General features: G+C 44.4%; 10 protein-coding genes. 5 read left to right on the plus strand and 5 right to left on the minus strand.

Annotated features, from left to right (window positions below; all coding sequences use genetic code 11):
- Positions 1–10: 10 nt before the first annotated feature.
- The 4 genes from ACO1R6_RS23925 to ACO1R6_RS23940 form a co-directional block, all read right to left on the minus strand.
- Positions 11–3,163 carry a SusC/RagA family TonB-linked outer membrane protein gene (locus tag ACO1R6_RS23925; protein WP_486268142.1) on the minus strand — a complete coding sequence of 1,051 codons (3,153 nt, stop codon included), beginning with the start codon at positions 3,161–3,163 and terminating at the stop codon, positions 11–13.
- A 704-nt stretch (positions 3,164–3,867) separates the two neighbouring features.
- Complete coding sequence (locus ACO1R6_RS23930) at positions 3,868–4,200, minus strand: hypothetical protein (RefSeq protein ID WP_486268144.1); 333 nt, start codon at positions 4,198–4,200, stop codon at positions 3,868–3,870.
- 313 nt (positions 4,201–4,513) lie between these two features.
- Positions 4,514–5,164, minus strand: a complete 651-nt coding sequence (locus tag ACO1R6_RS23935) for a response regulator (protein ID WP_486268146.1) — start codon at positions 5,162–5,164, stop codon at positions 4,514–4,516.
- Positions 5,151–6,611, minus strand: a complete 1,461-nt coding sequence (locus ACO1R6_RS23940; RefSeq protein ID WP_486268148.1) for an ATP-binding protein — start codon at positions 6,609–6,611, stop codon at positions 5,151–5,153. The genes ACO1R6_RS23935 and ACO1R6_RS23940 overlap by 14 nt, the downstream gene beginning before the upstream one ends.
- Before the next feature lie 639 nt (positions 6,612–7,250).
- On the opposite strand from ACO1R6_RS23940, the gene ACO1R6_RS23945 reads away from it, so the two are divergent.
- From ACO1R6_RS23945 to ACO1R6_RS23960, 4 genes are all read left to right on the plus strand, one after another.
- Positions 7,251–8,351: an AI-2E family transporter gene (locus ACO1R6_RS23945; protein ID WP_486268150.1), complete on the plus strand. Its 1,101-nt coding sequence runs from the start codon at positions 7,251–7,253 to the stop codon at positions 8,349–8,351.
- A gap of 134 nt (positions 8,352–8,485) precedes the next feature.
- Entirely contained in the window at positions 8,486–8,713 is a 228-nt protein-coding gene (locus ACO1R6_RS23950; protein WP_486268153.1) for a hypothetical protein, read from the plus strand.
- Between the two features lie 30 nt (positions 8,714–8,743).
- Positions 8,744–9,484 (plus strand): SMP-30/gluconolactonase/LRE family protein, encoded by a 741-nt coding sequence (locus ACO1R6_RS23955; protein WP_486268154.1) that lies wholly within the window; start codon positions 8,744–8,746, stop codon positions 9,482–9,484.
- Between the two features lie 415 nt (positions 9,485–9,899).
- On the plus strand, positions 9,900–11,243 hold the full coding sequence (locus tag ACO1R6_RS23960) for an NAD(P)/FAD-dependent oxidoreductase (protein WP_486268156.1): 1,344 nt from the start codon (positions 9,900–9,902) through the stop codon (positions 11,241–11,243).
- Positions 11,244–11,502: 259 nt separating this feature from the next.
- Here ACO1R6_RS23960 and ACO1R6_RS23965 read toward each other — a convergent pair whose 3' ends face one another.
- A complete protein-coding gene (locus tag ACO1R6_RS23965) occupies positions 11,503–12,300 on the minus strand; it encodes a polysaccharide deacetylase family protein (RefSeq protein ID WP_486268158.1) in 798 nt (265 codons plus the stop codon).
- Positions 12,301–12,595: 295 nt separating this feature from the next.
- Between ACO1R6_RS23965 and ACO1R6_RS23970 the strand changes: the two genes are divergently transcribed.
- The gene (locus tag ACO1R6_RS23970) at positions 12,596–14,767 is read left to right on the plus strand and encodes a polysaccharide lyase family 8 super-sandwich domain-containing protein (RefSeq protein WP_486268160.1); all 2,172 of its coding nucleotides are present in this window, start codon (positions 12,596–12,598) and stop codon (positions 14,765–14,767) included.
- Positions 14,768–14,897 lie beyond the last annotated feature (130 nt).

The raw sequence follows: 14,897 nt of genomic DNA on the forward strand, positions 1-14,897 counted from the left end.
TTTCTGTAAATTAAAAATTTAGATTCACACCAAAGGTTACCGTGCGGTTAATGGGTTCGGAGCCGGCATTGTAGCCCGGCATACTAGTCAGGCCCGAAATTTCGCCGCGGGTATAGCCTTCGGGGTTATAGCCGTGGAACTCTTTTTTCATAAACACCAACATATTGCCCATTGAGGTATACACCCGTAAATTATTCAGGCGTAGTTTCTGGGCAAAAGCGCCCGGCAAGGTATAACCCAGGTTCAGGTTCCGGACGGACAGGAAAGAGGCATCTTCGAGGTAAATATCGCTATTAGACTGCCAGGTAAGCTTACTTAAAGCCGCGCCGGGCATACGGCCATCGCCGGGTGCTTCCGGCGACCACCACTGCGTTTCTACCAACGACCGCCGCATGGCACCGGCCAGAGCACCCTGGTAATATTCGTTTTCGAAGTTATACATTTTAGCTCCTACCGAAGCTTGCATCACCACGCTTAAATCAAAGTTTTTGTAGCTAAAATTATTAATCATGCCCAAAGTAAATTTAGGCTGAAAGCTACCCAGCACTACCATATCGGCGGGGGTAATATTGCCGTCTTTGTTGGTATCCTGGTATTTGGTGTTGCCGGGCAATGAGCCGGCCAGAACCGGCGAAGCAGCTACTTCGTCGGCGTTTTGCAGTACACCAATGGCTTTGTAGCCGTAATAAGAGAACATAGGCTCTCCTTTCCGTAAAATCCAGTTCATGCCGTACACATCCGGATTAATTATTTCGGTAGCGCCTTCGCCCAAACTAACTACTTTATTGCGGTTGCGGGTTACGTTAAAAGAGGTTTCCCATTTTAAATCGCCGGTCAGGTTACGGCTGTTAATTTCCAGTTCCAGACCCCGGTTACTAATTTCGCCGGTATTGGTATAAAAATTAGGGAAACCGGTAAGCGCCGGCATGGCTTCCTGGTACAATAAATCGGTGGTGCGTTTATCGTAATAATCTAAGGTCAGGTTCAAACGGCTGTTAAACAAACTCAGGTCAACGGCCAAATCGTAGCTCTTGGTGCGTTCCCATTGTAAGCTGGGGTTAGCAAAAGAAGTTTGAGCCTTACCTTTGGTAACCGTGCCGTTCGGTGAATAATAAGCATCGCCAATTACTCCTAAGTATGGAAAATCGGGCAGGTTAAAATTACCAGTTACCCCGTAGCTGGCCCGTAATTTTAAATCGCTCAGGATAGGCGTAGCAGGCATAAATTTTTCCTGGGTTACGCGCCAGGCGGCCGAAGCCGACGGAAAGTAACCCCATTTGTTATCTGGTCCAAAACGCGAGCTGCCATCGGTCCGGATGGAGGCCGAAAGCAAATATTTGTCTTTAAAGCTATAATTAACCCGGCTGTAATAAGAAACTAAACCCCATTTAGATTTGCGGGTAAACGTAGTGGTGGGCGAGATTACGGCATTGTTCAGGGTTTGGATGTTTTCGTTGCCAAAACTGCCGGTAACAATACCCATAGAAGCCTGGCGCGAAGTAGCTTTTTGGTAAGAGGCTCCGGCAATGGCATTTAAAGTATGGATTTCGTTAAAAGTTTTGTTGTAGCTAAATACGTTTTCGTTTACCAGGTTAATGTTCCGGAGGTCGGAGGCCGAACCACTGGCCGCATTGTTAGAAGTACCGTAAGCGGCTACGTAATTTTCGTTGGTGGTATAGGTAATATTGCTCCCGAACGACGACCGGAAAGTTAAGCCTTTGAGCAAATTAAGCCCCAGGTAAACCTCGCCAATATTATTCATGAAGTACGAATAATTTTGGGTAGCATTTAAAATACCGAGCGGATTAAGGCCGCCCGTAACCACTACGCCCCAATAATCGCGGGCTTTGGGGTAAGTACCATCCGGATTCTGGATGGCTACAAACGGCGGGTATTTGGCCATGGCTTCAATGCCTAAACCTAAATGCCGGCGCTTGGTGTAGTTGGGGTTAAGCATAAAACCGGCACTCACCACCGGGTTAATTTTGAGGTCGAGGTTGGCCCGCACACCGTAATTGGTGTAAGAGGTATTTTTAACCGTGCCTTTCTCGTCGCGGATAGTACCCGACACGTAATATTTGGCATTGTCGGTACCGCCCGAAACCGACAGGTTGTAGTTCTGAATGGGGGCCGTTTGCAGTACCGCATCTTGCCAGTTTACGTTGCCTTCTTTAATAATTGGGTTTACCTGGTAAGCGGCCGGCCGGCGAACATCGCCCCATACCGGAATAGAAGGATCGCCGCCCACCCAAACAAATTCACGGTTCTGGTATTTAACCACGTAATCATAATATTCTTCCCCGCTAATCCAGTCGTCGTGCCCGCGGGCTTTAGATACGCCGGTATAAGAATTAAAATTTAATTGCGGTTTACCGGATTTTCCTTTTTTAGTGGTGATAATAATAACCCCACCCGAACCCCGGGAACCGTAAATAGCCGCCGCAGAAGCATCTTTCAGCACTTCTATCGACTCGACATCGTTCATGTTTACGTTATCTAAACTCCCGCCCGGAAATCCATCTATCACCACCAAGGGGTCGTTGCTGGCGCTTATTGTGCCAGCTCCTCTTATCCGAATAACCGGTGCTTCCCCCGGCCGACTCCGTGCCGTTGATATATTTACCCCCGCCATGCGGCCCACCAATGCTGTCTCCGGTCTACCAGCGGGTATCTGGTCTAAATTCTTGTTTTCTACTTTGGAGATGGCCGCCGTTACTGAGCTTTTCTTTACCGTACCGTAACCAATTACCACTACTTCGTTTAACTGCGCCAAATCCGGGGCTAAACTCACGTTCAGGGCCGATTGGTTTTTAACCGGTATTTCTTTTTTGGTGTAGCCAATAAAGGTAAACACCAATACGGCGTCCGCAGAGCTTACGTCTAGCTGATAATTACCAGTAGCATCTGTAGTAGTACCGGTGGTAGTACCCCGTACCACAATACTTACCCCCGGCAAAGCTTCGCCGGTACCCGCATCGGTTACTTTGCCGCTCACTGCTAAGCCCGCCTGTTGCGCTCCGGCTCTGATGGGTAGGAATAAACTTAAAGACAAGATACTTAGGCAAACCATTTGCCCGACGAATAGCTTATGCCGCATTACAGGAAGGTTTATTACCCACCCTAAAGGCAACAAATTGGCCCAATTGTGGTAGTTTTTTTTCATCAGTATTCAGGTGGTTAAGTAAAAAACTTAAATGGCTAAGCCTGTTTTTGCAGACTTATAAAAATATTGCTTTGCCTTACTGGTACTATAAAGTAAAATCTAATTTAGAATAATATTTAACGGGCACGTACCCGTTAATACAGATAAAAACTATATCTTATAATAAGCTTAAAACAATACTGAATATTTAGTTTTGATCTTGAATAAATTTTAAAGCAATAATTACTTCCTACAAAATGCAGGCAGGTAATTTAAATTTTTAACCTAATTAACGGGCACGTGCCCGAAATTGAGTAAAAAAATATTTTTTTGGGTACGCTTATTCTTAAAATCTATATCTGAATGATTATCTCAGGTAATCCGGGGGGAGATTCAATAACAACGCTTGGTTATTATTTGTGATAAATTTAAACTATTATAACTTAAAATCAAATTTTGCTGCAGTAATTTTAAAAAATATCTACCTAAATTCTTACTTGCGCTCCTAATAGCCGAAGCATTACTTAAACTATCCGGCAAAATTATACCCGACCATATAATATGAGTTTTACCAAACAAAGTACCGCAAGCCTTTAGAACTGCTTTAAGCATACACCGATAGCTACTAATAAATAGATTTCAATGCGAACTCCTGAAGCAGGCTGTACTGCCGTTGAATTTTATCGTTCCGCGCTTGGCCTATTTTTAAAACGGTACAACCCTCTTTACTGGGCCATAGTTAAATTCCGATATTGAAAAGCCAATAGATGACGCTCTACTTCCTGCGGATCTTTGATCAAATCAATCATTGACCGGAACAAACCTTGCTGCACGTTATCTTTATACGCTGGGTTGGCACAAGCCCGTACAGTGGTTTCGGGCTTAACTTTTAAGCGAAGTTCGGTTTGCCCTAAGTTATTCGTGGTAGGTTGTAAAGTAAGGTTACAGAAATAAACCTGGTCGTCGTTGTCCGAAAGAATACCTACCGCTGTAGGGCAATTATCCTGTACAATAAAATACTTGTAATCGGTTAGAGCTATGTTGTCTGTTAATTCCATGCTTTAAAATAATAACATAAAATTAACATTGCAAATATTATAATCAATATTTACATATCTTAAAAATTAATTCTTAAAATCGTTAAAATACATCTTTAAATATCAAAAAAAATGCATTTGTTTAGAAATATTAAAATTCAGTTAATTTAAAATAATATTGGTTGCAACCGGGATCTTTCGTTATTAATACCCTAAACAGCTAAGGCAATTTTGGGAGAAAGCTTCTTATATTTAAAATACTTTTGGTTAAGAATAGCTAAAATATTCTTTTACCTATAATCTAAGGCGGCTTGGGTTGCCAATTGCCCGATAATTACAACAAGTTTTCGTCGAGGGCTTTTCTTACCAGTTCTACGGCATTCTTTACGCCTAAACGCTTCATCATGCTGGCCCGGTGGTTATCGATGGTGCGCACACTCAAATTCATGATTTCGGCAATTTCGCGGCTGTTAGAGCCTTCTACAATAAATTTCAGAATTACCTTTTCCTGTTTTGATAGTTTGGGCTTGGGAACAACTTCGGCAGGAGTTTCTTTTACTTTTTGCAGGTATGAGTTTACAATAATATTAGCTACCGGCGGACTAAAATATTTCTCGCCGGAAGCTACCGTACGTAAGGCCCGGAGCATTTCGTCGCGGGTGGTATCTTTTAATAAATAGCCGTAAGCGCCCGCTTCAACTGCCTTCAGAATATAATCTTCGTTGTGGTGCATCGAGAGCATGAGGCATTTGGTATTTTTGGTTAGCCTGGTAATCTGAGCGGTGGCCTCTATGCCATTCATAATGGGCATGGCAATATCAATCATTACTACTTCGGGCGCTAATTCTTTTACCTGGTTCAGGGCGTCAGCGCCATCTCGGGCCTCTCCCACTATTTCTAAATCGGGTAAACCTTCCAGCAATGACCGGATACCATTGCGGACCAAGGTGTGGTCGTCGGCTAATAATACTCTAATTTTTTGCATATTCTGCTTTTGTGGTGCCCAGGGGTATTTTTACACTAATCCGGGTACCTTGTCCGGGGCTCGAAATAATATTTATATTACCATCTAACATAAACACCCGGGCTTGCATGTTACTCAGGCCTTGCGCCAAACCAGGCTCACCGGCCGGCGTATAAGTAAAACCGCGGCCATTATCGGCAATAATGAGGTGAATATATTTCTTTTTTTGGGTAAGTTCAATCTTTATTTCCTGGGCACGGGCGTATTTTACGGCATTGTGCAAACCCTCCTGCGCTACGCGGTACAAACCAATTTCCAGATTTTGGGGCAAACGATTGCCGTTGTAATTGCTGGTATAACTAATCTGTATACCGGCACTGGTAGTTACCTGGCTTACCAGGAGTTTCAGGGCCGAAGAAATACCAAAATCGTGCAGTACGGCCGGCATTAAATTGTAAGAAATGGTGCGGGTTTCGGTAATGGTTTGGCTAACCAGCTCGCGGAGCTGGGTTAAATGGTGTTGCGCCGGTTCGTTGCCGGTTACCACATCGTTGCATTTTTCGAGGCCAAATTTTAGCGCTGTAAGCATCTGGCCTAGCCCATCATGCAGCTCACGGGCCACGCGTTTGCGTTCTTCTTCCTGTCCTTCTATTACATAGGTTGCCCGGAGTTTTTGCTCATTCAGTTCCTGCCGATGTTTTTGCTTTGTGGCCAGCAGCAAGGCCTCGCGGGTTTCTGCTAAAGATTTGTTGGCCTGCAACAAATCGGCATTAATGCGCTGGGTTTGTTTTTCGGAGTTTACCAGTAAGCCAATGGTGTGCTTAATTTGCTTTACTGCCGGCCGGAAAATAAACAAACCTTCCAGCAGCAATACCAGCAACGCACAACCCAGCAATATTCGCTCGGTGCGCCGGGATGCATTTACCCGTTGGGCAGCTTCGACATCGTACTGAAATACAATCTTATCCATGCCCTGCAGAAAAGCGCGTTCGTTTTCCAGAATGATTTTTACGTTTGGTTGCAGCGCCGCTATCCCGACTGAATAATTACGTTGAATAGCCGCTGCATTCTGGTAAATGGCCCGGAAAACAGGTTCAATTTGAATAAACATGGCCTGCACCGCCTGGCTGTTCTTTACCGGTGTTTGGTTATTCGCGCGGTACCCATTTTTTAAGTTATTATGCGATTTTTGCCATATCGCCAAAGCGTCTTTTAAATCGGATAGGTACACTTGCGTATTTACCGGTAGCGCCGGATGACAAAGTAACAACACCGTTTTAGAGATTTTCTGGCTCAGCATGCGCTGCCGGCCCGCAATATTTACCACCCGGGAATCGTTGGCCTGGCGAGCCAAGGATTGTTGCACCAACCATTGCCCCGCTAACAAGAGCAAAGCCACGGCAGTAAGGGCTAGCAAATACAGACGGGTAATTTTTTGGCTAATATGAGAATCAGGCAGATTACGCATAAAAATAAAATAACTTACCCAGGATTGATATGGTAATAAAATGCCGCATTCTTTATTCTAAAACATAACTGGAATAAAACCCGATACCAAACCTAAATATTCTCTTTCCTAAAACATTCACTGAAGAAAATAGAATACCCGCTCGTAAATTTAAGTTATTAACGTAGATTATTATACCTTTTAATTTATTTCACCTGCAACCATAAGGTATTAATTTCAAATTCAGTTATAATTAAGCCGAAACACCCTAAATATTTAAGCCATATAATTAGAGTAAATATTAAACCGCAGGCCTATAAATTTATGTAGTAATTATCTATCCCAGCCCTTGCGCACAACGGATTACTACTTATTTCATTTTGGCCTTTGCCGGAATTACGCAGAAAACCGACTGGTGAAAACACCATAGCCAGGGCGGCTTTCACGAAAGCCTTAAATATCATTATATTACCTGGCGGGCGTAGTTGCAGTAAAATACAGGTCCAGCTTAGTTTATCTGGTAAGACTTAATCTGCCGGTATGGCTTCATAAAAATAGTACGCCAATAACCAGCACCATTCTTTAAAATTAGAGTATAACCTTTAATTAATATAAAAAGGTTCTATATATAGCTTTAGTAATAATGCCGAGAAACAACTTATGAAAAGTATATCTATTTACCGGCTGGTGGCCGTGCAATTATTTGGCATACTAACCTTTGTTATTTTGTACTATGGCCGCACTTTCCTGATTCCATTTTTATTTGCCGTATTATTTGCCATGCTCATGCTGCCGGTATGCCGCAAACTGGAAAGCTGGGGCCTGGGCCGCATACCCGCTATACTCGTAAGCATACTTTTAATTTTGCTCTTTATTGCCGGTTTACTGTTTATAGTGGGGGCACAGGCGGCCAGCATGTCGAACGATTTACCCCAAATCCAGAAAAAGCTACAACAATTTATAGATATGGGGCAGCAATGGGTGCAGCAGCAGTTTGGCGTAGCGCCGCAAGAGCAAATTCAGTTTTTGAAATCACAGATTTCCAAGGTGTCGCAATCGTTTAATAAGTTTGCCACCGGTATAGTTTCGGGCGGTTTGGGTTTGCTCAGCGGGTTTGCGCTTACCCTGTTGTACTTCTTTTTCCTGATGTGGAAACGCGAAAAGTACAAAGATTTTTTTCTGCAACTCACGGCACCCGAAAACGAAACCGAAGTAAAAAAGGAACTGCACCAAATAACCAATGTTGCCTCGCAGTATTTAATTGCCCGGTTATTATCGATGGTATTTTTAGCGGTTTTTTACGGCATCGGGTTTTCAATAATTGGGCTTAAAAATGGTATTCTGATTGCGCTGGTAGCGGTTATTCCTACCATTGTGCCCTACATCGGGTCGTTTGTGGGAGCTTTCTTTCCGTTGATAATGGCTTTAATTACCGGCTCTACCGGCGTATTTATACCGGTTGTTATTATAATTGTACTGGCCCAGATAATCGACAATAATATTATAGAGCCACTGGTAGAAGGCAATACCCTTAACCTGAGCCCCATTTTTACCATTATTGCTATTGTACTGGGCGAGCTTACCTGGGGCATTGCCGGCATGGTCTTATTTATTCCGTTATTTGCCGTGGCGCGGATTATTTGCGACCATATTCCGGCCCTGAACCCGTTTGCTTTTTTACTCGAAAATGACGTAGACGAACCCCAATGGATGGAAAAAATGAAAGATTGGGTGAAAGGTTTAAAAAAGAAAGCCAGTTAAGCAGACCTCCATCAATATTTTACTGATAAACAATTAGCTAAAATCATTACTGCAACTTAACCCTTCCTAACCGCGGCAACTTAATCTGGTTAGCAATGGTAAAACAGTAGGCATAACTACAACTATTTAAACCTATGCCCCAGCTCCCCATAACCAAAGTAACTACCTTTAAAGGCGTACAAGTAACCGGCGTAACCATTAGCGCCAGCGGCCGCTTGTTTGCTAATTTTCCGCGCTGGCACGAAAACCTGCCTTTTTCGGTGGTAGAAGTTTCGCTTAACGGCAAGTACCAGCCTTACCCCAACCCCGATTGGAATACCTGGCACGGCAAGCCCCGCGAAAACACGTTTACCTGTGTGTAGTCGGGGGTAGCACACGGCAACTCTTTATTTGTGTTAGACCCCGCCAGCCCTATGATGGCCGGTGTAGTAGGCCAAGCGGCCCTTTACGAGTTTGACCTGGATACGGATGAATTAAAACAGAAATGGACTTTTGATAAAACCATTGCGCCGGAAAAATCTTACCTGAACGACCTGCGGGTAAACGAGACCACAAATAAAATTTACATAACAGAGTCGGGTACGGGCGCTTTAATTGTATTGGATTTAACCACCGGTAAACCCCGCCGGCTACTGCACCAGCACCCCTCTACCCAGTCTGAAGATGTGTGGCTGACCGTAGAAGGCGAAAGATGGGTAAAAAACGGCAAAAAGCCCCAGATGCACGCCGACGGCATTGCCCTGGCCAACGACAATCAGTACCTGTACTACCACGCCCTTACCGGCTATACCCTTTACCGCATTGCTACGACCGCCTTAGAAGACGAAACTTTAAATGAAACAGATCTGGCTGAGCAGGTAGAAAATTTAGGCCAAACAACCGCACCCGATGGCATGATCTTCGACCGGTTTGGCAACTTGTATTTAGGCGACCTGGAGCAAAATGCCATTATGTGTCATACGCCCGACGGCGAACTTAATACCTTGGTGCAGGCCCCTGAAATTAAATGGCCCGATACCTTTGCCATCGACCAGCAGGATAATCTTTATTTTACCACTTCGCGCATCCACGAAGCCGAAGGCGATATTTCAGGTTTAGAGTTTAATATTTTTAAAGTACCGCTCACGGCTTAAACTTTGGTAATTATTTGGTGGCAGTTGCAAACTATTTAATTGTTTCCGGCTGGTTCCGTAAATTATTCGTTGTACTGCCTGCTACCGCCAAAAATCAATCAAATATTTAACCTTAAACCGGGGCGTTTTATTTAAGCTGGCCGTACAACCAAAAGATTTAGCTCCTTAAATATTTTATCGGTTTAAAATAGTTTGGGCAAGCAGCCTTAGGCGGGTTATTTCTTGAAACTTTATTTTTTTTCCGGGGTAATCTGAGGTAGCCAGCATTTATATATAAAAATATAAAGGTTTTACCGGTAAACACCGGCTGGTAGTAACCTAAAAAATATTACCCGCTTTAACCAACCGGCATTAATAAAACCAACTTTAACGGCATACAAACAAAGCACATTTCCTAACCCATATTGCAATACTTATGGTCAGATTGGATGAACTTACCCTGAATATACCCGATACTATAAAACCCCGGGTAGTAATAATTGGCGGCGGATTTGGCGGCATTAACCTGGCCCGCAAACTGCCCGGCAAAGATTTCCAGGTGGTTATGTTTAACAAACAAAACTACCACGGTTTCTGGCCGCTACTCTACCAAGTAGCCACCGCCGGCCTCGAGCCCGATTCTATTGCCGAGCCGCTGCGTAAAATGTTCGACGAAGATTACGAAGATTTTCATTTCCGGCCCATCCGGGTTACCCGCATCAACCCCGAGGTAAAAACCATTTCTACGCTTATCGGCGATTTGCACTACGATTACCTGGTAATTGCCACCGGCACCAAATCTAACTACTTTGGCAACGACCAAATTAAGAAATACTCTTTCCCGTTAAAACAAGTGCCCGATGCCTTAAACCTGCGCAGCCAGTTGCTGCAATCGTTTGAGCTCGCCAACATGACCCGCGACCCCGAAGTTCGGCAAAGCTTGCTTAATATTGTAATTGTGGGGGGCGGCCCCACCGGCGTAGAGTTGGCCGGCTCCCTGGCCGAAATGCGCAAGCACGTGCTGCCCGGCGATTACCCCGGCATGGATTTTACCAAAATGAATATTTACCTGGTAGAAGGCTTGGACCGCGTATTACCGCCCATGTCGCCGGAATCGAGCGCGAAAACGCAGAAATATTTAGAAAAGATGGGTATTATTCTCCGGCTTAAAACCTTGGTAGAATCGTACGATGGCGAAATAGTAACGTTTAAAGGCGGCGAGCAAATAAAGACGCAAACCGTAGTATGGGCGGCCGGTGTAACCGGCGCTATTATAGAAGGTTTACCCCCCGAAATAGTAGAGCGGGGCAAATACGTAGTAAACGAGTTTAACCTGGTAAAAGGCTACACCGATATTTTTGCCATTGGCGATATTGCCAAAATGACTTCTGATTTATTCCCGAACGGACACCCCGGCGTGGCGCAACCCGCGATACAACAAGGGCAGCATTTAGCCAAAAACCTGCGCCGCTTACTAAAAGGCGAGCCTTATTTGCCGTTTAAATATTTCGATAAAGGTTCTTTGGCCATTATTGGCCGCAACCGCGCTGTAGCCGATTTACCCGGCAATATGCGACTGAGCGGCTTTCTGGCCTGGGTGGCCTGGCTCTTTGTGCATATTTATTATTTAATTGGCTTCCGAAACAAGATAGTAACCCTGAGTAACTGGGTTTACCATTTCTTTACCTACGAGCGGGGCACGCGCCTGATTATCCGGGCCTTTGTGCGCAAAGAAGATTCGGCCGGCCAGGAATTTATTAAACGACAGCGGGTAGATTAATTGTACCAGCCCCGAAGGGGCGGAATACATCAGCGATGGGTGCAGCCTATCGTTTAAAAGCGCAGAAATCGGAATGATTGGTTCAGCCGGAATAATTTTACGGTATAATTTAAAACGCCTGCTGTTCTTTACCCATTAAATTATCTGGGTAAAGAACAGCAGGCGTTAATTTTTCAGCAATATTTAATTCCGTAGACCATTCCACTTTAAGAATATTTTAGAAAATAATCATAGCCTAAAGCCAAGCCAAAGTACCGGGCTAATTAGCTTTTTTGGCAGGATGGGCGGTTTTCAGGTAATTAGCGGCTTCAATAAAAGTAGGCACCCAGATTTGCTTTTGATTATCTTTTAAATATTGCAGCAACTGGTTATGCGCCTCCAGCGATACGTTTAAAGCATGCTCGCCGCCTACCCCATGAAAAAGAAATACCAGTAAGCTGTTGGTTTGCATGGCCTTTTTCACGAGAGCAATCAATTCGTCGCCGGTCTGGCCATTAATGCCGTAGCAGCCAATAGTAAACACGTCGGTCGCTTTGTTCGGCAGCATTTCGGTTTTTGTTCCCCGGGCCGCTACAAAATCGTTTCTGATAGCATCTACATAAGATGTACCGCCAATTTGGGTGTCGCCGCAGGGGTAAGCAAAAGTGCGCTCTTTCTTGCCATCTAAGGTCTGCAGTATTGTATTCGTCATTTTAATTTCGTCGGTTAAGCGGCGCATAGAGTAGGTAGCCAGGTTGTAATCGGCGGTAACAAAACCACGGCCGGGCTTGGTGCCATCGCAGGGATGAAACATGGTGTGGTTGGCTAATTCGTGTTTATTCGCGGCTACTTTTTTCCATTCGTTTAAGCGCTTGGTAAAAGCCGCCGAAGCTGCCGTTAAATAAAAGGTTCCTTTTAAACCTACTGCGTCCAAAGCCGGAACAACCTTGTCCAGGTGCACATTCAGGGCATCGTCGTATGTCAGAACCACCGCACATTGTTTTTTATTCCAGTCCTGGGCTACAACCGAAAAGCTACTCAAAAGCAGAAATAGTAAGAGGTTTTTTTTAAAGCGCATGTGCATGTTAGAATAAGTTAGCATTGGTCAACCGTAAATTAGGCACTATTACCCAGCTTAGGCAAATTACTAATATTCCGGTAAAGTTGCTCTGCTGCTCCGGGAATAAATATCCGGAAGCGAATTGGCTTAACCCAACATCGAACTAAACAAAAATCTATCGCCCTAAAAGCGAAAATTTGTCTGCAATTCTGGTGTATATTTAATTAATATTTTCTGTACCTTACTACGTTTCAGGGCTAAAATTCGCTTTTAAACCTGCTACTTTTCTCTTTCCGCCATAATCTACAAACCTATGTTTTCCACCACCAAACTAGTAATCACCATTTTTATTACTACTTTTTTAACTTTGGCGGCCCAGGCCCGCCCTACTGATTTTGAGATTATAAAAGGAAGAGTGGTGGCAGAACTCATGGAAACCCCAATAGATGCCAGTAGGGTTGCCGCAATACTAAACCGCATGCAGCCGGATGGCAGTTTTAAAAACATCAATTACGCCGACCTGAGCCGAACCGCCGGTTTTCCGCATCGATTTCATACTGCCGACCTCCTGTACCTGGCCCAGGCTTATAAAAACAAAACATCGGAATATTATAAAAGCAACAGCTTAAAAGAACGAATTACCACTTCTCTAAAATATTGGGTAGCTAATGATTTTGTGGGCGACAACTGGCACGATAGCCAGATTACAACACCTACCCACCTGGGTGATTTGATGCTGGTTATCGGAGATGAGTTACCCAAAGATTTAGTGGCTAAAGCCCATCCCATTATTCGCCGGGCCAACATGAATGCCTCGGGCGCCCGCCCCAGCGGCGACCGCATTGTGATTGCCGGCATACTAGCGAAAAACATGCTTTTTGTGGGCGATAAAGCCGGGTTCGACGAAGTAATTAAAATAATTGAAGGCGAAATAAAATTTAATACCGGTAAGCGGGGCATGCAAAGCGACTACAGTTTTCATCACCGCGAAGACCGGGTAAATAACACCACCTCGTACGGTTACGGCAAATACGCGAATGAATTCGGCGACTGGTCTTATTACGTGGCCAACACCCAATATGCTTTCTCTAAAGAAAAAATTAACCAGCTCGTAGATTATTACCTGGATGGTATTTACAAGCAAATGGTTTACGGCATTTACACCGATGTGAGTGTAAAAAACCGGAGTATTACGCAACAGGAGGCCAGCTTTAAGCCGCATAGCGTAACCGAAATCGAAAGGTTATTAATCAGCACCGACTACCGCCGCCAAGAACTGGAAGAAATTATGAAACTCCGGAAAGGCGAAGCCCAGCCCTCGCAGTCTTTTGCAAAGTTCTTCTGGCAAACCGAGCATTTTGTATTTCAACGGCCAAATTTTTATACCACGGTACGCATGTTTTCTACCCGCAACCGGAATATGGAAGAACCTTATAATGGCCCCGGCAAAACCACCCACCACCGCGCCGATGGCACCAATTATTTAATGCTAAAAGGCGATGAGTATTTTAACATCTGGCCCGTTTACGATTGGCAGAAAATATCCGGTACCACCATTATGCAAAAACCCAAGTTGCACGGTCCGGAAAAAATTCAAATGGACGGGCTGACCGATTTTGTGGGAGCGGTAACCGATGGCAGGTATGGTGCGGTAGCCTTTGATTTTATTAGCCCCCACGACCAGGTAAAAGCTAAAAAAGCTTATTTCTTTTTTGATGAGGAGTACGTTTGTTTGGGCACCAACATCCAATCAGAACCAAATCTGCCGGTAGCCACTACCATTAATCAGGCCCTCATGCGCAGCGACGTAACCATTATGCAGAATAACCAGGTAAAAAAGCTGCCGCGGGGTAACCACGAACTAAAAGATTTAAAGCTGGTTTACCACGATAAGGTTGGCTATATTTTACCCGCCCCCACCACGGTGCACCTTTCTAACCAGGCGGAGCAAGGCCGTTGGTCGGATATTACCGACCAAAAGAATATTTCAAAAGAAGTGGTTAGCAAAGAGGTGTTTAAGCTTTGGGTCGACCACGGTAAAAGCCCCCGTAATGCTTCTTATTCCTATATTGTAGTGCCTGCCATAACAGAACAAGCCTTTATAGAAACCAGCCGGAATAACCGCCAAATTGAGATTATTTCCAACACGGCAGCTCTACAGGCCGTCAAAAATAACCAATTGGGTATTACGCAAATGGCCTTTTACCAGGCCGGAGAAGCTAAAGTTTCGGATGCTTTAAAAATAAGCCTGAAGAGCCAGGGAATGGTTATGGTTAAAATGCAAAACGGCAAAGTACAGGAATTAACCGTTTCTGATCCTTCCCGAAAACTAAAAAGCGTTTCGGTAACCTTGTCTGGCACGCATAAAGCCAAAGGCGATTCTTTTACCATTCTCCCAAATACTGAACAAGGCAGCACCACCCTTTTGGTGAATTTACCGGATGGTGATTTTGCCGGTAAGAGTGTAACGATTAAGTTTGATTAAAAGCGGAATTGAATTTTTAAGAGGCTACACTAAGGTTCCTTGCCTGTAGTAGCCTTTGCTGGTATGTACCAGAACAGAGTTCCTCCAGTTTCATCAAAAGTTTTAAGTCTCCCTTTGGAAGGCTTAAAAC

The organism is Adhaeribacter sp. (genome assembly GCF_057359045.1).

Coding starts and splice junctions, on each gene's coding strand:
- ACO1R6_RS23965 (WP_486268158.1), bottom strand. CDS start 12,300: ATGCGCTTTAAAAAAAACCTCTTACTATTTCTGCTTTTGAGTAGCTTT.
- ACO1R6_RS23930 (WP_486268144.1), bottom strand. CDS start 4,200: ATGGAATTAACAGACAACATAGCTCTAACCGATTACAAGTATTTTATT.
- ACO1R6_RS23960 (WP_486268156.1), top strand. CDS start 9,900: ATGGTCAGATTGGATGAACTTACCCTGAATATACCCGATACTATAAAA.
- ACO1R6_RS23950 (WP_486268153.1), top strand. CDS start 8,486: ATGCCCCAGCTCCCCATAACCAAAGTAACTACCTTTAAAGGCGTACAA.
- ACO1R6_RS23940 (WP_486268148.1), bottom strand. CDS start 6,611: ATGCGTAATCTGCCTGATTCTCATATTAGCCAAAAAATTACCCGTCTG.
- ACO1R6_RS23925 (WP_486268142.1), bottom strand. CDS start 3,163: ATGAAAAAAAACTACCACAATTGGGCCAATTTGTTGCCTTTAGGGTGG.
- ACO1R6_RS23970 (WP_486268160.1), top strand. CDS start 12,596: ATGTTTTCCACCACCAAACTAGTAATCACCATTTTTATTACTACTTTT.
- ACO1R6_RS23935 (WP_486268146.1), bottom strand. CDS start 5,164: ATGCAAAAAATTAGAGTATTATTAGCCGACGACCACACCTTGGTCCGC.
- ACO1R6_RS23945 (WP_486268150.1), top strand. CDS start 7,251: ATGAAAAGTATATCTATTTACCGGCTGGTGGCCGTGCAATTATTTGGC.